We start from the raw sequence: 19,936 nt of genomic DNA, 5'->3' as shown, positions 1-19,936 counted from the left end.
CCGGCATTGCGGTCCGGAATGCCGGCCGCCTTGCCGAAATCCCCGTACGCCAGGCAATCCACCCCCGGGTTGCGCACCGCCGGGCGGGCCGGGAACCCCGGGCCAACGGTTCGACGGCGTACAACGTAAGCTGTGACGGTCCTGATTCACGGCAAGTGCGGAGATAGCGGACTACCGCCTGTCGCACTCGGTGAATGACCCGGGCGGTGTGTCCGAAAGAGGATGCATTCGGTCGGTAGTGTAGAACGGAGATGTGACGGCAATGGCTACGGAAAGTCTCCAGCTCCGCGACGCTTCCGCAGTCCTCGCACCGGGCGGCGCCCGGTGACGGAAGCCCGGAACACACCCACGCGCAGCGCCCCCCGCCCCGCGGGCGCGCCCGCCACCGGGCCCACCCCGGGCGGCACCCCCGCCCACGGCACCCCCGCGGCCCTCGCCACCCTCGACAAGGCCGCGCACGAGAACTTCCCGGTGGCCCCCTTCTTCCTGCCCCGCGCCTGGCGCGACGACCTCATGGCGCTCTACGGCTTCGCCCGGCTCGTCGACGACATCGGCGACGGCGACCTCGCGCCCGGCGGCGCCGACGCCCGCCACCTCGGCGTCACCGGCGACGCCGCCGACGACCGGCTCCTCCTCCTCGACGCCTTCGAGGACGACCTCCGCCGCGCCTTCACCACCGGCGACCCGGGCCACCCGCTGCTCCGGCGGCTCGTCCCCACGCTCCGCCGCCACCGTCTCGACCCCGAACCGTTCCTCGCGCTGATCGCCGCCAACCGCCAGGACCAGCTCGTCACCCGCTACGCGACCTACGACGAGCTGCTGGCGTACTGCGAGCTCTCCGCGAACCCCGTCGGCCGTCTCGTCCTCGCCGTGACGGGCACCTCGACCCCCGAACGCGTCCGCCGCTCCGACGCCGTCTGCACGGCGCTCCAGATCGTGGAGCACCTCCAGGACATCAGCGAGGACCTCGCCCGCGACCGGATCTATCTGCCCGCCGAGGACATGCGACGCTTCCATGTCCAGGAGAGCGACCTCGCGGCACGCACCACCGGCGCCTCGGTGCGCGCGCTCGTCGCCTACGAGACACAGCGCGCCCGGCACCTGCTCGACGAGGGCCTTCCGCTGGTGGGCAGCGTCCACGGCAGGCTGCGGCTGCTCCTCGCGGGCTTCGTGGGCGGAGGGAGAGCGGCCGTCCACGCCATCACGGCCGTCTCCTACGACGTACTTCCCGGACCACCTGAGCCCACCAAGGTCCGGTTGCTGCGCGAGGTGGGCGCGACACTGCGAGGAGAGGGGTGAGCCGGGCCGTGGAGCCAGACCCATATGTGTCCGCACCGGTACTCGCCGCGTACAGCTACTGCGAGACCGTCACCGGGCAGCAGGCCCGCAACTTCGCCTACGGCATCAGACTGCTGCCGACGGCGAAGCGGCGAGCCATGTCCGCGCTGTACGCCTTCTCGCGGCGCGTGGACGACATCGGCGACGGCGAACTGCCCCCGGAGGTCAAGCGGACCCGGCTGGAGGAGACCCGTGAACTGCTGACCCGGGTACGGGACGGAGCCGTCGACGAGGACGACACCGACCCCGTCGCGGTCGCGCTGCGGCACACCGCCACGGTCTTCCCCGTACCGCTGGGCGGGCTCGACGAACTCATCGACGGCGTCCTCATGGACGTCCACGGCGAGAAGTACGAGACCTGGGACGACCTCAAGCGGTACTGCCGCTGTGTCGCCGGAGCCATCGGACGGCTCTCGCTCGGCGTCTTCGGCACCGAGCCCGGCGCCCGCGGCACCGAACGCGCCCCCGAGTACGCGGACACCCTCGGCCTCGCGCTGCAACTCACCAACATCCTCCGCGACGTCCGCGAGGACGCCACCGGCGGCCGGGTCTACCTGCCCGCCGACGACCTCGCCAAGTTCGGCTGCTCCGCCGGGTTCGACGGACCGCAGCCGCCCCCCGGCTCCGACTTCGCCGGTCTCGTCCACTACGAGGTCCGCCGGGCCCGCGCCCTGTTCGCCGAGGGCTACCGGCTGCTGCCGATGCTCGACCGGCGCAGCGGCGCCTGCGTCGCCGCCATGGCCGGGATCTACCGCCGTCTCCTCGACCGCATCGAGCGCGAGCCGGAGGCCGTGCTGCGCGGCCGGGTCTCGCTGCCCGGCCACGAGAAGGCGTACGTCGCCGTGCGCGGACTGTCCGGGCTCGACGCCCGGCACATCGCCCGGCAGAGCGTCCGGAGGCGGCCCTGATGAGGACACCGGCCCCCGGCGGGTCCGCCGAACCCTGCCCACCGGCCCGGTCAACCCCCGGGGCCCGCACCGGGTCTCTGACCATGACAGCGCCCGCCACCGGTCCGCGCGGGCGCACGCCCCGCGGGTCCGCCCGGCCGGTGCCGCACGACCCAGCACCCGAGGGAGCCGCGTGAGCGACACCGACCTGCGGCCCACCGGGCCGGACAGTCACGCCGAGGGCCGCCCGGCACGGGCGGCCGTGGTCGTCGGCGGCGGCCTCGCCGGGGTCACCGCCGCGCTGCGCCTCGCCGACGCCGGGACGGCCGTCACCCTGCTGGAGGGACGGCCCCGGCTCGGCGGCCTCGCCTTCTCCTTCCAGCGCGGCGACCTCACCGTCGACAACGGCCAGCACGTCTATCTGCGCTGCTGCACCGCCTACCGCTGGTTCCTCGACCGGATCGGCGGCACCGACCTGGCGCCGCTCCAGGACCGGCTCAGCGTCCCCGTCGTGGACGCCGCGCACCGGGTGCGCACCCGCTCCGGCGAAGGGCCCCGGCTCGGCACCCTGAGCCGTGACGCCCTGCCCGTCCCGCTGCACCTCGCGCGCGGACTCGCCCGCTACCCGCATCTGTCGCTCGCCGAACGGGCCTCCGTCGGCCGCGCCGCCCTCGCCCTCAAGGCCCTCGACCCCGCCGACCCGGCCCTCGACCAGGAGGACTTCGGGAGCTGGCTCGCCCGGCACGGCCAGTCCCCGCGCGCCGTCGAGGCGCTGTGGGACCTGGTCGGGGTGGCCACCCTCAACGCCGTCGCCGCGGACACCTCGCTCGCCCTCGCCGCGAAGGTGTTCAGGACCGGACTGCTGGAGGAGCCCGGCGCCGCCGACATCGGCTGGGCCCGGGTCCCGCTCGGGGAACTCCACGACACCCTCGCCCGCAAGGCCCTCGACGCCGCCGGGGTACGCACCGAGGTCCGCGCCAGGGTCGCCTCCGTCTCCCGCACCGGCACCGGCCGGCTCGCCGTCGACCTGCCCGGCGAGCGGATCGAGGCCGACACCGTCGTCCTCGCCGTCGCCCAGCGCGAGGCGTACGACCTGCTGCCGCCGGGCGCGCTCGACCACCCGGAGCGGCTGCTGCGACTCGGCACCGCGCCGATCCTCAACATCCATGTCCACTACGACCGCACGGTGCTGCGGCGGCCGTTCTTCGCCGCGCTGGGCTCCCCGGTGCAGTGGGTCTTCGACCGCACCGAGGCGTCCGGGGTGACCGAGGGCCAGTACCTGGCGCTCTCCCAGTCGGCCGCCCAGGAGTACATCGACGAGCCCGTGGCGGTACTGCGGGAGCGTTTCCTGCCCGAGCTGGAGCGGCTGCTGCCCGCCGCGCGGGGCGCCCGGGTGCACGACTTCTTCGTCACCAGGGAACGGACCGCGACCTTCGCGCCCGCGCCGGGCACCGCCGCCCTGCGGCCCGGCCCCCGTACCCAGGTGCCCGGTCTCCACCTCGCCGGGGCGTGGACCGCCACGGGCTGGCCCGCGACCATGGAGGGAGCCGTACGCAGTGGTGTCAGCGCCGCCGACGCGGCGCTCGGGGTCATCGGCCGGCCGCGTGATCATCTCTTCCGGGAGACGGCATGAGACTCGATCACCGCGGGGCTGGCCCCCGTACCCCCTGCACCACCGCGACAAGAGGAGAGACTGTGCCCACTGTGCCCCCGGCCGAAACGTCCGCCGAGGCCGTGGACGTCACCGCGCTGCTGGAGCGCGGCAGGACACTGTCGACGCCCGTGCTGCGGGCCGCCGTGGACCGCCTCGCCCCGCCCATGGACACCGTCGCCGCCTACCACTTCGGCTGGATCGACGCGCTCGGCAACCCCGCCGACGGCGACGGCGGCAAGGCCGTCCGTCCCGCGCTCGCCCTGCTCTCCGCGGAGGCCGCCGGAGCCCCGCCCGAGACCGGGGTGCCCGGCGCGGTAGCCGTGGAGCTGGTGCACAACTTCTCCCTGCTGCACGACGACCTGATGGACGGCGACGAACAGCGCCGGCACCGCGACACCGTATGGAAGGTCCACGGCCCCGCCCAGGCCATCCTGGTGGGCGACGCCCTGTTCGCCCTCGCCGGGGAGGTGCTGCTGGAACTCGGCACCGTCGAGGCGGGGCGCGCCACGCGGCGGCTCACCCGGGCCAGCCGCGCCCTCATCGACGGCCAGGCCCAGGACATCTCCTACGAGCACCGCGAGCGGGTCACCGTCGAGGAGTGCCTGGAGATGGAGGGCAACAAGACCGGCGCCCTGCTCGCCTGCGCCTCCTCCATCGGCGCCGTCCTCGGCGGCGCCGACGACCGCACCGCCGACTCCCTGGAACGCTTCGGGCACCACCTCGGGCTCGCCTTCCAGGCGATCGACGACGTCCTCGGCATCTGGGGCGACCCCGAGGCCACCGGCAAGCAGACCTGGAGCGATCTGCGCCAGCGCAAGAAGTCCCTGCCCGTCGTCGCCGCCCTGGCCGCGGGCGGAAGCGCGTCCGAGGAACTCGGCGAACTGCTCGCCGCCGACGCCAAGAGCAACGACTTCGACAGCTTCTCCGAGACGGAGTTCGCCGTCCGCGCCGCCCTCATCGAGGCGGCCGGCGGCCGGGAGTGGACCAACCAGGAGGCCCGCCGTCAGCACACCGTCGCCATCGAGGCCCTGAACTCCGTGGACATGCCCGAGCGGGTACGGGCGCAGCTCACCGCGCTCGCCGACTTCGTCGTCGTACGAAAGAGATGATGATCAACACTTCCATATGACTCGCAGTCGCCGGCCGGTGTCCATCCAGCGCACCGGCCGACGGCGGACCCAGCAGAAGAACCACACTGCACGAAGGGGAAGCCATGACAGCGACGACCGACGGAAGCACCGGAGCGGTACCGCCCCGCGCGCCCTCGGCCCTTTCCGATCCCACCGAACCGATCCCGCAGGCGGCCGGAACCCTCGACGCCGCCCTGCGCGCCACCCGGCGCGCCACCGACTTCCTGCTCTCCCGCCAGGACCCCCAGGGCTGGTGGAAGGGCGACCTCGAAACGAACGTCACGATGGACGCCGAGGACCTCCTCCTGCGGCAGTTCCTCGGCATCCGGGACGACGCCACCACCCAGGCGTCGGCCCTCTTCATCCGGGGGAAGCAGCGGGACGACGGCACCTGGGCCACCTTCCACGGCGGCCCCGGAGACCTCTCCGCCACCATCGAGGCGTATGTCGCGCTGCGGCTCGCCGGGGACAGCCCGGACGCCCCGCACATGGCACGCGCCTCCGCCTGGATCAGGGACCGGGGAGGCATCGCCGCCGCCCGGGTCTTCACCCGGATCTGGCTGGCCCTGTTCGGCTGGTGGAAGTGGTCCGACCTCCCCGAGGTCCCGCCCGAACTCGTCTACATGCCCTCCTGGTTCCCGCTCAACATCTACGACTTCGGATGCTGGGCCCGCCAGACCATCGTGGCGCTCACCATCGTCTCCGCGAAGCGGCCCGTACGCCCGGCGCCCTTCCCGCTCGACGAACTGCACACGGACCCCGCCGACCCCTGCCCCGCGCGGCCCCTCGCCCCGCTCACCAGCTGGGACGGGGTGTTCCAGCGGCTGGACAAGGCGCTGCACCTGTACCGCAAGGTGGCGCCCAGGGCCGTCCGGTCGGCGGCCGTCCGGTCCGCGGCCCACTGGATCGTCGAACGCCAGGAGAACGACGGCTGCTGGGGCGGCATCCAGCCCCCCGCCGTGTACTCCATCATCGCCCTGCACCTGCTCGGCTTCGACCTCGACCATCCTGTGCTGCGCGCCGGTCTGGAGTCCCTGGACCGGTTCGCCGTATGGCGCGAGGACGGCTCCCGGATGGTCGAGGCATGCCAGTCGCCCGTCTGGGACACCTGTCTGGCGACCATCGCGCTCGCCGACGCCGGGGTCCCCGCCGACCACCCCCAACTGGTCAAGGCCGCCGACTGGATGCTCGCGGAACAGATCGACCGGCCCGGTGACTGGTCGGTCCGCCGCCCCGATCTCGCCCCGGGCGGCTGGGCGTTCGAGTTCCACAACGACAACTACCCCGACATCGACGACACCGCCGAGGTCGTCCTCGCGCTGCGCCGGGTCCGCCACCCCGATCCCGCGCGCATGGACGCCGCCGTCGCGCGTGGTGTCACGTGGAACCTGGGGATGCAGTCCAAGGACGGCGGCTGGGGCGCCTTCGACGTGGACAACACCAGCACCTTCCCCAACCGGCTGCCGTTCTGCGACTTCGGCAAGGTCGTCGACCCGCCCTCGGCCGATGTCACCGCCCATGTCGTGGAGATGCTGGCCTTCGAGGGGCTCGCGCACGACCCGCGCACCCGCCGGGGCATCGCCTGGCTCCTCGCGGAACAGGAGTCCTGCGGCGCGTGGTTCGGCCGCTGGGGCGTCAACTACATCTACGGCACCGGGTCGGTCGTCCCCGCGCTCACCGCCGCCGGGCTGCCCGGCACCCACCCCGCGATCCGCCGGTCCGTCGCCTGGCTGGAGTCCGTGCAGAACACCGACGGCGGCTGGGGCGAGGACCTGCGCTCCTACCACGACGGTCCGGGCTGGGGCGGACGCGGTGTCTCCACCGCCTCCCAGACGGCCTGGGCGCTGCTCGCGCTGATCGCGGCGGGGGAGCGGGACGGCGGTGCCGCCGAGCGGGGCGTCGACTGGCTCGCCCGGACCCAGCGGGACGACGGCTCCTGGGACGAACCCCACTTCACCGGGACCGGCTTCCCGTGGGACTTCTCCATCAACTACCACCTCTACCGCCAGGTCTTCCCCCTCACGGCCCTGGGCCGCTACGTGTACGGGGAACCCTCCCCGGACCGCGTCGGCGCACCGGCCGCCAAGGGCACCGGCCAGGTACCCGCCACCCCCGGCGGCCTCACCTGCCAGGACCCCACCGGCCTCGGCGCCCATGTCCCGGCCGCCGGTACGGGCTCCCCGGCCGTCCTGAGATCCCTGACGGGCGCCCGGGACATCGGCCGGGTGACCGTACGGGAGGTGTCGACCGTCTGGGGCGCCGGACCCGGTGTGGTGCGCGCGGCCCGCGCGCTCGCCGCCGCCGCGGCCGGACGGATCGCCGAGCGGGCCGGCAAGGGGAGCTGATGGCCGCCACCCCGGCCGGCCCTCCCGATCCGCTCCGCCGGGCGGCCCGCCCTGAGCGGGCCGCCACCCCGCCGGACCGCCCCGGTCCGGTGACCCCGGGCACCGGGCCGGCCCCGCTGCTGATCGCCTGCGCCCTCGGCGTCGAACGGCTCGCCCTGCTGCTCGGCAGCCGCTCCGCGACCGGGCCCGTGACGGTGCTGCGTACGGGCATGGGCCCGCGTGCCGCCGAACGGGCGGTGAGCCGCGCCCTGACCCGTCCGGCCCTGCGGGACGCCGCCGTCCTCGCGACCGGGTTCTGCGCGGGACTCGCACCCGGTATGCGCCCCGGGGACCTGGTGGTCGCCACCGAGACCCGGGACGGAGCGGACACCGTCCCCTGCGCCGGTACCGGACCGCTGACCGCTTCCCTGACCCGGCTGCTGCCCGGCCGGACCGTCCACACCGGCCCGCTCCTGGGCACCGACCATGTCGTCCGCGGCCCCGAGCGCGCCGCCCTGCTGGCCACCGGCGCGATCGCGGCCGACATGGAATCGGCGGTCACCCTGCGTACCGCCGCCGTCGCGGAACTGCCCGAACCCGGCCCGGCGGACCCCGGCGGACGGACCCGTCCGGTTGCGGCCGTACGGGTGGTCGTGGACGCTCCGACACATGAACTGGTCCGAATCGGCACACTCCGCGGTGGAATATCGGCTTTCCATGTTCTTCGTGCCGTGATCCCCGCATTCTGTGAATGGCACCGCAAGGTGATGCTCCCCTGGAGGTGAGCTGAATGGCCATGCCGCTCCGTCAGTCCATCAAGGTCGCGACGTACCTTTTCGAACAGAAGCTCCGCAGGCGGGACAAGTTCCCGTTGATCGTGGAGCTGGAACCGCTCTTCGCGTGCAATCTCGCATGCGAGGGCTGCGGCAAGATCCAGCACCCGGCAGGCGTCCTCAAGCAGCGGATGCCGGTGGCACAGGCCGTCGGCGCGGTCCTGGAATCCGGTGCCCCGATGGTCTCCATCGCGGGCGGCGAACCGCTGATGCATCCGCAGATCCACGAGATCGTGCGGCAGTTGGTGGCCCGCAGAAAGTACGTCTTCCTGTGCACCAACGCGATGCTGATGCGGAAGAAGATGGAGAAGTTCACCCCCTCGCCCTATTTCGCGTTCGCCGTGCACATCGACGGTCTGCGCGAACGGCACGACGAATCGGTCGCCAAGGAAGGTGTGTTCGACGAGGCGGTCGCCGCCATCAAGGAGGCCAAGGAACGCGGCTTCCGGGTCACCACCAACTCCACCTTCTTCAACACGGACACCCCGCAGACCATCGTCGAGGTCCTCGACTACCTCAACGACGAGCTCCAGGTGGACGAGATGATGATCTCGCCCGCGTACGCCTACGAGAAGGCGCCCGACCAGGAACACTTCCTCGGCGTCGAACAGACCCGGGAACTTTTCCGCAAGGCGTTCGCCGGCGGCAACCGGCGCCGCTGGCGGCTCAACCACTCGCCCCTGTTCCTCGACTTCCTGGAGGGCAAGGTCGACTTCCCCTGCACGGCCTGGGCGATCCCCAACTACTCCCTCTTCGGCTGGCAGAAGCCCTGCTACCTGATGAGCGACGGCTACGTCCCCACCTACCGCGACCTCATCGAGAAGACCGACTGGGACGCGTACGGCCGGGGCAAGGACCCGCGCTGCGCCAACTGCATGGCGCACTGCGGCTACGAGCCCACCGCCGTCCTCGCCACCATGGGCTCCCTCAAGGAGTCGCTGCGCGCGGCCCGCGAGACCGTCTCCGGCAACCGGGGATGACACCCGCCGGCTGACGGCCGGCACCCACCGAACGGGGCCGGGGCCGCACCCCGGCCCCGGCCCGCCAGGGGCGTCCAGGCCGGGCCCGGTCCGCCACGCCGCCGGACCCGGCCCCAGGGCACCCACCGCACCACGAGCACCAGGAACGCCCCGATGACCGAGGAGTTCGACCTGGCGGCGCTGCTCGCCAGTCGCGGAGCCGAGCGGTACGAGCTGCACAGCCGCTACCTCAACCACCAACTGCCGCGCATGCTGCACACCATCGGCTTCGACAAGACGTACGAACGGGCCGAGGGCGCGCACTTCTGGGACGCCGAGGGCAACGACCATCTCGACATGCTCGCCGGATTCGGGGTCATGGGCCTCGGCCGCCACCACCCCGTGGTCCGCAAAGCGCTGCACGACGTGCTCGACGCCTCACTCGCGGACCTCACCCGCTTCGACTGCCAGCCCCTGCCGGGCCTGCTCGCCGAGAGACTGCTCGCCCACAGCCCGCATCTGGACCGCGTCTTCTTCGGCAACAGCGGCACCGAGGCCGTCGAGACCGCCCTCAAATTCGCCCGCTACGCCACCGGGCGCCCCCGGGTCCTCTACTGCGCCCACGCCTTCCACGGACTCACCACCGGCTCCCTCTCCGTCAACGGCGAGGCCGGATTCCGCGACGGCTTCGCCCCGCTGCTGCCCGACACCGCCGTCCCCCTCGGCGACCTGGACGCACTGGCGAGGGAACTGCGCCGGGGCGACGTGGCCGCGCTCATCGTGGAGCCGATCCAGGGCAAGGGCGTGCACGAGAGCCCGCCCGGCTATCTGCGGGCCGCCCAGGAACTGCTGCGGGCGCACAAGGCGCTGCTCATCGCGGACGAGGTCCAGACCGGCCTCGGCCGGACCGGCGACTTCTACGCCTACCAGCACGAGGAAGGCGTGGAACCGGACCTGGTCTGCGTCGCCAAGGCCCTGTCCGGCGGCTATGTCCCGGTCGGCGCGACCCTCGGCAAGGACTGGATCTTCCGGAAGGTCTACTCGTCCATGGACCGCGTCCTCGTCCACTCCGCGAGCTTCGGCTCCAACGCCCAGGCCATGGCGGCGGGCCTCGCGGTGCTGTCGGTCATCGAGTCCCGGCAGCTCGTGGCGCACGCGCGCGTCACCGGCGACCTGCTGCGCACCCGGCTCACGGCCCTCGTGGACCGCTACGAGATGCTGCGCGAGGTACGCGGCCGGGGGCTCATGATCGGCATCGAGTTCGGGCGGCCCCGCTCGCTGCGGCTGCGCGGCGGCTGGACCATGCTCCAGACGGCCCGCAAGGGACTCTTCGCACAGATGGTCGTCGGCCCGCTGCTCCGGACGCACCGGGTGCTCACCCAGGTCTCGGGGGACCGGATGGAGGTCATCAAGCTGATCCCGCCGCTGGTGGTGGACGAGGCGGACATCGACCGGTTCGTCACCGCGTTCACCGCCGTGATGGACGACGCACACAGCGGGGGTGGGCTGATGTGGGACTTCGGGAGGACACTGGTGAGACAGGCCGTCGCCGAACGCTGATCGTTTTGCCTCCCAGGCAAGTAGTTTGCCTGGGAGGCATTTTTCTGGCTCAATCAAGGGTATGAGCCCCTCCGAACCGGCCCCGCGGCCGGACCCCACGGAAGCCACCGGCACCCCGGTCGCCGACGAGCTGCCCGCCGTGGCCCCGCAGCTGCGGGAGCGGCGCCGCGGCGCCGGGCTGACCCTGGAGGCCGCCGCGGCCACGGCCGGGCTCTCACCGGCACATCTGTCCCGGCTGGAGACCGGCCGCCGGCAGCCCTCACTGCCGATGCTGCTCTCACTGGCCCGCATCTACGGCACGACCGTGTCCGAGCTGCTGGGCGAGACGGTCGCCGACCGCGAGTCCATCGTCCACGGCGCCGCCATGGACCCCACGCTCGCCGGCGGCTGGACGTACTGGCAGGCCGGCGCGCCCGGCCGCGGTATGCAGGCGCTGCGGGTACGGGTGCCCTACGGCACCCAGGGCGACATCGTGCGGGTCCATCCCGGCGAGGAGTGGCTGTACGTCCTCTCCGGGCGGCTGCGGTTGCGACTCGGCGACAGTACGCATGTGCTCGCGCCCGGCGACAGCGCGCATTTCGACTCGCTGACCCCCCACCGGATCGGCGCCGCCGACGAGGACGGGACCGACCTCCTCTTCGTGCACACCCTGTTGCAGAGTCCGTCCACCGCGCTGTGTCTGGGCCCGGCCGACGGCCACACCCTGGGAGACCTCCGATGACCGAGCCCCTTCAGCCCACGGAACCGCGTCCGCCGTCCCGGCAGAACATCGAGGACAAGATGCCGCGGAGCATCTGGATCCGGTTGATCATCTATGTGGCGGTGGGACACGCCGTCGCCGGGTTCATCTGGCTGCTGTTCGAGGCCGGAGCGAAGTGACCTGACCGGTCGGGCGGCAGCGGGCGTCCCCCCTCGCCCCGGTTCACCTACGGCCCCCCCCGGTGAGCCCCGCCCCCGGGTTTCCTGTGCTGGGCCTACTTGTCCCTGTGCGGGTCGCTCGTGGGGTGCGCAGTTCCCCGCGCCCCTGGGTGGTGCCCCCTTGCGGTCGCTCTTCGGGTGCGGGTCGGCCCTCGTCTTTCGCGCAGTTCCCCGCGCCCCTTAGGTCGGCCCCGGTGGGCGCACCCCGTTCGTGCGGGTCGCTCGGTGGATGCGCAGTTCCCCGCGCCCCTTTGGGGCGCCTCGGCCGCCTGATGTTGCTGTTCGCCCTCCTCCTCGTGCAGTCGCGCTGCTGCGGGAGGGGGTGGGCGGGAATCTCTGCTCGCAGACTCCGATGCTCTTCAGTAGCTCCGCTGGACGTGTTACCGAGCGTGTCGGATCGAGGACGGAGAATCCCGACCGGCCCCGACCCGAAGAACAAGCAGAACGCGCCCCAAAGGGGCGCGGGGAACTGCGCAAAACCACCGAGCGACGGCACAGGAACGAAGTGCGCCACGCCGGACAGACCTGGGAAGCGCAAGCGAAGGCGACCCGCGGGGAACTGCGCGAAACCCACGAGCGACGGCACAGGAACGGAGTGCGTCCAGCCGGACGGACCTGGGAAGCGCAAGCGAAGGCGACCCGCGGGGAACTGCGCGAAACCCACGAGCGACGGCACAGGAACGGAGTGCGTCCAGCCGGACAGACCCTTACGCCAAGAAGCGGTCGCGAAGGCGGTCACGGTCCGGGGCGGTGAGGCCGAGGCCGTCGGACAGGTAGGCCTCGGTGCTGCCCCAGCGCCGGTCGATCGAGTCGAACCCCGCCGCCAGATACTCGACCCGCGCGTCGAAAAGCGGGCGCAACAGCTCCATGACCTCCGGCGCGTACCCGTCCACCGCGGCCTCGCTGCGCCGCACCCGGTACCGCCGGTGCGCCGCGTTCGACTTGAGGTAGTCCGCCTCGATGGCGTCCCGCTCGACACCGAGCGCCAGCAGCGTCACCGCTATGGACAGCCCCGCGCGGTCCTTGCCCGCGGCACAGTGCATGAGCGCGGGCACGCTCCCGTCCGCGAGCGACCGCAGCACCCGCCCGTGCTCGGCGGTCCGCTCCTCGATGATCGTCCGATACGCCTCGACCATGCGGTTCGCCGCGCGGCCCTCCGCGAGGTGCTCGCGGAGCTGGGCGAGATCCCCCTGCCGGACCATCTGCCAGAACTCCGTACCGTCGGCCGGATCGCTCAGCGGTACGTTCACGTTGCGGACGCCCGGCAGTGCCACATCGAGACCGTCGAGCCCCCGGTCCGCGGAGTCGCGGAAGTCGAAGATGGTGTGCAGCCCCAGCGAGGCGAGGTAGTCGCTGTCCTCCGCGGTCGCCTGGGCGAGATGCCCGCTGCGGTACAGCACCCCGTGGCGGACGCGCCTGCCGTCCGTGGTCGGCAGGCCACCCACGTCACGGAAGTTGCGGACTCCGGTCAGTTCGGGCTCGGTCGACGGGATCTGCTGCGTCACGCGGGGGCTCCTCCCGGTCCGCCGCCGGCACCTCCGCCGACGAGCGCGATTCCGACGATACGACATCCAGTCATCGGATGATCAGACCCCAAGTGGTGATAAAGGGTTGATGATGCTCTATGTCTGTTTAGTGGCATTAAGTTGAACTGGCCCCGGAATAAAGTGCCCTGGTCCGGATACCCGTGACCGGGATCATAATTGTCACGTTGGGTGTCGGACGAGGACTCCCGGGCGCCCTTTCACCGTCCGGGAATTGAGCCTCCCGCTGACCTCCGCGGTCGACGCAGGGTGACCGGGAATCCGGCCTTGGATCAAGGAATGGCCGGTCGCCCCGGGGGTCTTGGTTGTCCACGGCGAGCCCGCTCGCCTAGCGTCACGCTCAATCCGGGCGGACGCCTAGTCCTGCCGCCGTCCGGGGTCCGCAACGTCACCCGACACCGGCAGGAGCGGGGAACCCACAGGTAGTACGCCGTGTCCGGGCAACCGGACCGGCTCGGGGTGAAGCCGCGTGAAAGCGCGGCCGGGCATCTCCAGCCCGAACCCGACAGCTCACCTCGCAGGCGCCGGAGAGGAAAACGTCATGCCCGCGAAGGGTAAGCACCGCCGTCCCAAGTCCACCCGTATAGCCAGGTCGATCGCCGTCGCAGGAACCGGTGGCGCGGCCCTGGCCCTGCCGCTGATCGGCGCCACCGGCGCCGAGGCGGCCACCCCGCACTCCGCCCCGGCCGTGACCGGCGCCCAGAACGCCGTACAGGCCCCCGCCGAGCGGACCGCCGTCAAGACCTCCGAGGTCAGGACGTACGCCGTCAAGGTCGGTGACCATCTCTCGAAGATCGCCGACGAGCAGGCCGTCCAGGGCGGCTGGCAGCGGCTCTACGACGACAACCGCGGCACCGTCGGCTCGGACCCGGGCCTGATCCATCCCGGACTGAAGCTCACCATCGGCGCCAAGGCCGCTGCCGCGCCCGAGGCCCCCGCGCCGAAGCCGGCCGCCCCGAAGGCGCAGGCCCCGAAGGCGCAGGCGCCCAAGGCCGCCGCGCCCAAGGCGCAGCCGAAGGCCGCGGAGCCCGAGGCCGCCGCCCCGAAGGCCGCCGCCCCGAAGGCCGCCCCCGCCGAGGCCGCCGCCCCGGAGCAGGCCGACTCGGGCTGGACCCGGCCCGTCGACTCCGGTGTCGGCACGGGGTACCGCGCCTCCGGCAGCATGTGGTCCAGCGGCTACCACACCGGTGTCGACTTCAGCGTGCCCGCCGGTACGCCCCTGAAGTCCGTCGGCCCCGGCACCGTGGTGTCGGCCGGATGGGCCGGTTCGTACGGCAACCAGGTCGTCATCCAGCACACCGACGGCAAGTACTCGCAGTACGCGCATCTCTCGCAGCTCACCGTCTCGGCCGGGCAGTCGGTCACGGGCGGCCACCAGATCGGTCTCGCCGGTTCCACCGGCAACAGCACCGGGCCGCACCTGCACTTCGAGATCCGTACCTCGCCCGACTACGGCTCCGACATCGACCCGATGTCCTACCTGCGGTCGAAGGGCGTCGGCATCTGACGACTCCCGCGGCCACCGGCCGCATCCCTGAACGGGGCCGTATCGGCGGATACGGCCCCGTTCGCGTGCCACCGCACAGTGAGCGGCGCGCTGTCGTCGGGGGCGCCCGCTATTCCTGCCCGGCGCAAAACAGCGGCATGGCCTTTCTCACGTCCCGTCAACCCCCCTCAGCGCATTATTACGGTGGCGTAGGTCACGGCCCGCCGTGAAAGATGGGCCGACGTGAGCGCACAGTCGACCTTCCCCCCACCGCACCCCCTCCGGTCCTACGCGGCCATCGGCGACAGCTTCACGGAAGGGGTCGGTGACCCCGGCCCCGGCGGAGCGTTCGTGGGATGGGCCGACCGGCTGGCGGTCCTCCTCGCCGACCGGCTGGCGGAGGACGGCTTCCGGTACGCCAACCTCGCCGTACGCGGCCGACTCCTCGACCAGATCGTCGCGGAGCAGATCCCCCGCGCCCGGCGGCTCGCCCCCGACCTCGTGACGTTCTGCGCCGGGGGCAACGACATCATCCGGCCCGGCACCGACCCCGACGAGGTCGCCGAACGCTTCGAGCGCGCCGTCGCGGACCTCACCGGAACCGTGGCGACCGTGATGGTGACCACCGGCTTCGACACCCGTGACATCCCCGTACTGAGGCGGTTCCGCGGCAAGATCGCCACCTACAACGGTCATGTCCGGGCCATCGCCGACCGTTACGGATGCCCCGTCCTCGACCTGTGGTCGCTGCGGACCGTGCAGGACCGCCGCGCCTGGGACGGCGACCGGCTGCATCTCTCGGCCGAGGGCCACACCCGGGTCGCCCTGCGGGCCGGTCAGGTGCTCGGCGTCGAGGTCCCCGCCGACCCCGACCAGCCGTGGCCCCCGCTGCCGCCCCGGGGCACCCTCGAAGTGCGCCGCGACGACATCCACTGGGCGCGCGAGTACCTCGTTCCCTGGATCGGGCGGCGGCTGCGGGGCGAGTCCTCCGGCGATCATGTGGAGGCCAAGCGCCCCGATCTGCTGCCCCTGTGACCCGGCCGCCCGGCCCGGCTCAGCCGCCCGGCCCGGCCGGTATCCGCTCCAGGACCCCGCCCGCGAAGACGTCGTACAGCGGCAGCGTCTCCAGATGCACGTACCCGATATGGCAGTCGCACAGCGTCAGCGGGCAGGGCCGGGGCGCCAGCGCGGCACGGTAGGAGCCGTCGTACAGATTGCCCAGCTCCGCCGGGACGAAGTGGCAGCGGCGGACCGTGCCGTCACCGTCCACCGACACCACCGACTCACCGGTACGGCACGGCAGCCCCGCGCTGCGATGCGGATGACGGCTGTACGGGAACAGCGGGTCCAGCGCCGTCCACCGGTCGGCCTCCTCGTCGGAGTACGTGTGCCCCTCCGCGGCGTTCACCCACAGATACACCTCCTCCGGCAGCTCCGCCCGCAGCCGCCGCGCGTCCTCCAGATGCTCCGCCAGCCCCACGATCCCCACACTGAACCGCACCCCCCGCGCGCTCAGCTCCCGGCACTTGCCGAGGAACCGCTCGTACGGCGTCTGGCCCGGGTGGTACGTGCACCACAGAGCGACCGTGTCCAGGTCGGCCTCGGCGAGCCAGTCCGTACGGCAGCTCAGATTCGTCTGGATCGCCACCCGCTCGACATGCGGCAGCCGCGACAGCTCCACCAGCGCCCGCCGGTACCACGACCGCACCAGCCCCTCGCCCCACGGGGTGAACAGCACCGACAGCCGCCCTTGCTCGTACGCGCCCACCCACTCGGTGAACCGGGCCAGCGCCGCCCGGTCCGCACGGAGCTGCTCCCCGCTGTCACGCCGCTTGGCGAACGGACAGTACGGGCAGTCGTAGTCGCACGACGCCAGCGGCCCCCGGTACAGCACGGTCAGATCCATGGCGTTCACCGTGCCTCGTACGCGGCCATCGCCGCCCGCACCGCGGGGGAGAACAGCTCGGGACCCAGGGCGTCGGAGTACGCCAGCCCCTCCGGCGACAGCCGCAGCACCCCCGCCGGGGCGCCGCCGTCCAGCCAGCCGCGCGCGGCGAAGCCCGCCAGCTCCGCCCCGAAGTGGTCCTCCGGGTCCCCGCCGAACCGCCCCCGGTAGTCGGCCCGCTCCAGCCCGCCGGCCTGGAGCAGCGACTGGAGCAGATGTCTGCGCCGCGCCTCGTCCCCGTCGCCGTCCTCGGTCATGTACCGCCCGTGGACGGCACGGCCGAAGTCCTCCGTCGCCGTGTACGTGTCGATGATCGACCTGACCTCACGCGCGTCCACCGCGTAGTCGAAGGAGTAGTGCAGCGCCGAGGTGTACGAACGCGCGCCGCAGCCCAGACCGATCATCCCGTCCGTCTGGCAGGCGTAGTCGTCGGGGCCCTGCGCGGGGGCGTCCGCGCGCCGGAACATCCGCATCGAACGCTGCTCGTAGCCGTGCGCGAGCAGATGGTCCCGGCCCGCCCGGTACAGCCCCAGCCGGTGCTCGTCCCACGCGCGCTCACCGACGGCCGCCCGCCGCCCCAGCCCGGTCAGCGGCCGGACGTACAGCGGGTACAGATACAGCTCCTCCGGCCGCCAGCGCAGCGCCGCGTCCAGGGACAGCCGCCAGGACTCCTCGGTCTGCCCGTCGATCCCGTAGATCAGGTCGATGTTCAGCACGGGTATGCCCGCCGCGCGTATCCGGGCCAGGGCCGCCTCCACATCGGCGCGCCGCTGGGGCCGGACCGCCGCCCGCGCCTCGGCGTCCACGAAGCTCTGCACCCCGAGGCTCACCCGGGTCGCGCCCCGCTCGGCCAGGACGGCGAGCCGGTCGGCGGTCGCCGTCGACGGGGACGCCTCCACCGACAGCGGGACCGCCCGCAGATCGGCGCCCATTCGCCGCTCCGCGATGTCGCACAGCCGGGTCAGCTCGTCGGCCGTGAGGAATGTGGGGGTGCCGCCGCCGAACGCCGCCGTCGCGAACCGCACCGGACCGTCCCCGGCCAGCGCCTCCCGCACCGCCCCCGCCTGCCGCTCCAGCGCGTCCAGATAGCGCGTCGACAACTCGTCGGGCGCGCCGATCCGGGTGAACAGATTGCAGAAGCCGCACCGCACGTCGCAGAACGGGATGTGCAGATACAGCGACAGGGCGTCCTTGGGCTCACCGCGCCACAGCTCCGCGAGCCGGGGCCCCGGCTCGGGCAGCGGACGGTACGCCGTCTTGTGCGGGTACGCGTAGACGTAGTTCTGGTACGGGCGCGGGGTGTCCGGCCCGGTGGCCACGGGTGTCGCGGCGGGATGCGTGGTGCTCATGAGGCTGCCTCGGTCGGGTCCAGGAAGAAGTGGGCGTACGGCACGGTCCACACCACGTCGTGGCCGAGGCGGTGACCGGTGAATCCGTCGTCGCCGTAGGCCGTGCCATGGTCCGAGCAGACGATCGCGAAGCATCGGCGGCGGCTGCTCATCGCCGCGAACAGCCGCCCGATGTGCCGGTCGACGTACTCCAGCGCGGCGGCGTGGGTCCGGCGGCTGTCGCCCGCCGCGCGGGTCGCGCCGGGCAGATGGAACCAGTTGGGCTGATGCAGCGCCGACACGTTCAGGAACAGGAACAGCCGCCGCTCGGGCGGCAGCCCCGCGACGACGCGCTCCGCGCACGCGACCTGCGCCTCGAACGACGACGGTGAGGCGACCCCGAACCCCGGCTCCCAGTGGCTCTCCTGGAACATGCCGGGCAGCACGTCCCCCAAGGCGCCCTGCTTGTTGAAGAACCCGACCCCGCCCACGCACACCGTGCGGTAGCCGTCCCGCGCGAGACCCGACACGAGATCGGGGGTGTCGTACACATAGGTGCGCCGCTCGGTGGTCTCGCTGCCCGCGAACCGGGCCGCGAACAGCCGGGGATGCGGGCCGGGCGTCGCCGGGGTCGGCAGGAATCCCGCGAACATCGCCTGGTGCGAGGCATAGGTGAAGCTGCCCGGCGCGTGCCGCTTCTCCCAGCCGCCGCCCGGCAGATGACGGGCGAGATTCGGCAGCCGCCCCGCCTGCGCCAGCTCCACCGCCACGTCGTACCGGAGGGTGTCGAGGGTGACGAGCAGCAGATCGTCACGGCCGACGACCGCGTTCATGTCGGGGATGCCCGGAGCACCGGTCGTTCCCGGGTCCAGGGCGCTCGCCGCCCCGCCCGTCTCATGCCGCTGCACGGTCGGCCTCCGCTCCCGTGGACCAGCCGCGCCGGACCGCGGCGACCTGGGCGGCATAGGTGTCCAGGCCCTCCGCCGGACCGCCCGGCAGCCCGGTCAGCCCCGGCAGCAGATCACCGAACGCGTTCACCTCGGCGACCGCGAACCGGCGCCAGCCCACCAGCGGCAGCAGATCGACACCCACGCACAGGGTGTCCGGGAAGCACGCCGCGGCCCGCTCGCAGACCTCCAGCGCCCCGGCCCAGTCCCCGCCCGCCCGCGTCACCGCGTCCCGCACCCGCGCGAGATCGCCGCGGGCACCGCCGAGATGCAGATTCGTCATCGGGGAACGGCTGGTGCGCGCCACCGCGTGGGTGGCCCGTCCGCCGACCACCACGACCCGCAGATCCGTCACCCGCCCGTCCAGCGAGGCCTTCGGCAGCCAGCGCTCGATGTGCAGCCCGTCCGGCGCGAGCGCGTCCACCAGCGCGGCGATCTCCCGCTCGGTGGTGTACCGCCGCACCCGCAGCGAGTTGAAGAGCCCGCCGGGGGTCCGCTCGACGGAGGTGGTGGCACGCAGCCGCCCCGCTCCGGCGGACTCCACCGCGAGGACCCCGGACGCCGACGAACCGTGCGCGAGCTTCACGAACACCCGGGGCGTCCCCTGCCCGCGCATCAGCTCCCGTACGTCGTCCCAGCCCCGGACCGGCACCCCGCCGCCCGAGGTCGGCGACGGCGGTACGGGCACCCCGGCGCGGCTCAGCGCCGCGTGGCACAGGCGCTTGTCGAACAGCGCCGCCAGGTCCCCGGGGCCGTCCAGCAGCAGGCAGTCCGCGCCGCGCGCGGAGTCCGCCACCTCGCGGACGGCCGCCGTGAACCGCGTGTACCAGCGCGCCGTGCCCTCCACGCGCGCGGGATCGTCGGTGCCCCGCAGCAGCCGCTCGACCTCCGGGTCCTCACCCGGGGAGTCGACACGGACGGTCTCACCGGGACGGAAACCGGCACCACCGCGCAGGACGTCCACCCAGGGCAGCACCCGCGCGTCGGGCAGCCCGGCGGCGCGTACCGCGTCCAGGAAGAATCCGGTGCGGCGGTTGGCGGGGTTCCCGACGACCGCGAAACGAGGAGGTTCGGCGCGCATGG

The 19,936-nt window shown here is 72.8% G+C and carries 17 protein-coding genes and 1 riboswitch; of the genes, 12 read left to right on the top strand and 5 right to left on the bottom strand.

Going from position 1 to position 19,936, the window contains the following annotated elements; genetic code table 11:
* Positions 1-324: 324 nt before the first annotated feature.
* The 10 genes from hpnC (at position 325) to OG711_RS06460 (ending at position 11,564) form a co-directional block, all read left to right on the top strand.
* Positions 325-1,299: a squalene synthase HpnC gene (gene hpnC / locus OG711_RS06505; RefSeq protein WP_329558707.1), complete on the top strand. Its 975-nt coding sequence runs from the start codon at positions 325-327 to the stop codon at positions 1,297-1,299.
* Positions 1,296-2,246, top strand: a complete 951-nt coding sequence (gene hpnD, locus OG711_RS06500) for a presqualene diphosphate synthase HpnD (protein ID WP_073782425.1) — start codon at positions 1,296-1,298, stop codon at positions 2,244-2,246. Before hpnC ends, hpnD begins: the two co-directional genes overlap by 4 nt.
* A 172-nt stretch (positions 2,247-2,418) precedes the next feature.
* Positions 2,419-3,858 carry a hydroxysqualene dehydroxylase HpnE gene (hpnE, locus tag OG711_RS06495; RefSeq protein ID WP_073782427.1) on the top strand — a complete coding sequence of 480 codons (1,440 nt, stop codon included), beginning with the start codon at positions 2,419-2,421 and terminating at the stop codon, positions 3,856-3,858.
* Positions 3,855-4,988 (top strand): polyprenyl synthetase family protein, encoded by a 1,134-nt coding sequence (locus tag OG711_RS06490; protein ID WP_073782429.1) that lies wholly within the window; start codon positions 3,855-3,857, stop codon positions 4,986-4,988. Before hpnE ends, OG711_RS06490 begins: the two co-directional genes overlap by 4 nt.
* A 104-nt stretch (positions 4,989-5,092) precedes the next feature.
* The gene (gene shc / locus OG711_RS06485) at positions 5,093-7,354 is read left to right on the top strand and encodes a squalene--hopene cyclase (RefSeq protein WP_329558706.1); all 2,262 of its coding nucleotides are present in this window, start codon (positions 5,093-5,095) and stop codon (positions 7,352-7,354) included.
* A gap of 89 nt (positions 7,355-7,443) precedes the next feature.
* Positions 7,444-8,118 (top strand): phosphorylase family protein, encoded by a 675-nt coding sequence (locus OG711_RS06480; protein WP_329563647.1) that lies wholly within the window; start codon positions 7,444-7,446, stop codon positions 8,116-8,118.
* 5 nt (positions 8,119-8,123) lie between these two features.
* Entirely contained in the window at positions 8,124-9,146 is a 1,023-nt protein-coding gene (hpnH, locus tag OG711_RS06475) for an adenosyl-hopene transferase HpnH (protein WP_073782431.1), read from the top strand.
* A 153-nt stretch (positions 9,147-9,299) separates the two neighbouring features.
* Positions 9,300-10,685: an aspartate aminotransferase family protein gene (locus OG711_RS06470; protein ID WP_266506320.1), complete on the top strand. Its 1,386-nt coding sequence runs from the start codon at positions 9,300-9,302 to the stop codon at positions 10,683-10,685.
* A gap of 61 nt (positions 10,686-10,746) precedes the next feature.
* Positions 10,747-11,406: a helix-turn-helix domain-containing protein gene (locus tag OG711_RS06465; protein WP_266506318.1), complete on the top strand. Its 660-nt coding sequence runs from the start codon at positions 10,747-10,749 to the stop codon at positions 11,404-11,406.
* Positions 11,403-11,564 (top strand): DUF6126 family protein, encoded by a 162-nt coding sequence (locus OG711_RS06460; RefSeq protein ID WP_178390913.1) that lies wholly within the window; start codon positions 11,403-11,405, stop codon positions 11,562-11,564. The genes OG711_RS06465 and OG711_RS06460 overlap by 4 nt, the downstream gene beginning before the upstream one ends.
* Before the next feature lie 746 nt (positions 11,565-12,310).
* On the opposite strand, the gene OG711_RS06455 is transcribed toward OG711_RS06460, so the two are convergent.
* The gene (locus OG711_RS06455) at positions 12,311-13,108 is read right to left on the bottom strand and encodes a tyrosine-protein phosphatase (RefSeq protein WP_329558705.1); all 798 of its coding nucleotides are present in this window, start codon (positions 13,106-13,108) and stop codon (positions 12,311-12,313) included.
* A gap of 457 nt (positions 13,109-13,565) precedes the next feature.
* Positions 13,566-13,686, top strand: a riboswitch (cyclic di-AMP (ydaO/yuaA leader).
* Between the two features lie 2 nt (positions 13,687-13,688).
* On the opposite strand from OG711_RS06455, the gene OG711_RS06450 reads away from it, so the two are divergent.
* Both OG711_RS06450 and OG711_RS06445 read left to right on the top strand, forming a co-directional pair.
* On the top strand, positions 13,689-14,654 hold the full coding sequence (locus OG711_RS06450; protein WP_329558704.1) for a M23 family metallopeptidase: 966 nt from the start codon (positions 13,689-13,691) through the stop codon (positions 14,652-14,654).
* A 222-nt stretch (positions 14,655-14,876) separates the two neighbouring features.
* A complete protein-coding gene (locus OG711_RS06445; RefSeq protein ID WP_329558703.1) occupies positions 14,877-15,668 on the top strand; it encodes an SGNH/GDSL hydrolase family protein in 792 nt (263 codons plus the stop codon).
* A 19-nt stretch (positions 15,669-15,687) separates the two neighbouring features.
* Here OG711_RS06445 and OG711_RS06440 read toward each other — a convergent pair whose 3' ends face one another.
* The 4 genes from OG711_RS06440 to OG711_RS06425 all read right to left on the bottom strand — a co-directional run bounded on the left by OG711_RS06440 (position 15,688) and on the right by OG711_RS06425 (position 19,934).
* Entirely contained in the window at positions 15,688-16,539 is an 852-nt protein-coding gene (locus OG711_RS06440) for an STM4011 family radical SAM protein (protein WP_099280328.1), read from the bottom strand.
* 5 nt (positions 16,540-16,544) lie between these two features.
* Positions 16,545-17,927, bottom strand: coding sequence for an STM4012 family radical SAM protein (locus OG711_RS06435; RefSeq protein ID WP_329558702.1), 1,383 nt, complete (start codon positions 17,925-17,927; stop codon positions 16,545-16,547).
* A complete protein-coding gene (locus OG711_RS06430; protein WP_073785187.1) occupies positions 17,924-18,739 on the bottom strand; it encodes an STM4013/SEN3800 family hydrolase in 816 nt (271 codons plus the stop codon). Before OG711_RS06430 ends, OG711_RS06435 begins: the two co-directional genes overlap by 4 nt.
* A gap of 61 nt (positions 18,740-18,800) precedes the next feature.
* Complete coding sequence (locus OG711_RS06425) at positions 18,801-19,934, bottom strand: STM4014 family protein (RefSeq protein WP_329558701.1); 1,134 nt, start codon at positions 19,932-19,934, stop codon at positions 18,801-18,803.
* Positions 19,935-19,936: the final 2 nt, after the last annotated feature.

Origin of the sequence: Streptomyces uncialis (genome assembly GCF_036250755.1) — a bacterium.
Classification (GTDB): domain Bacteria; phylum Actinomycetota; class Actinomycetes; order Streptomycetales; family Streptomycetaceae; genus Streptomyces; species Streptomyces uncialis.
This window is presented reverse-complemented; position numbering and strand designations above follow the sequence as displayed.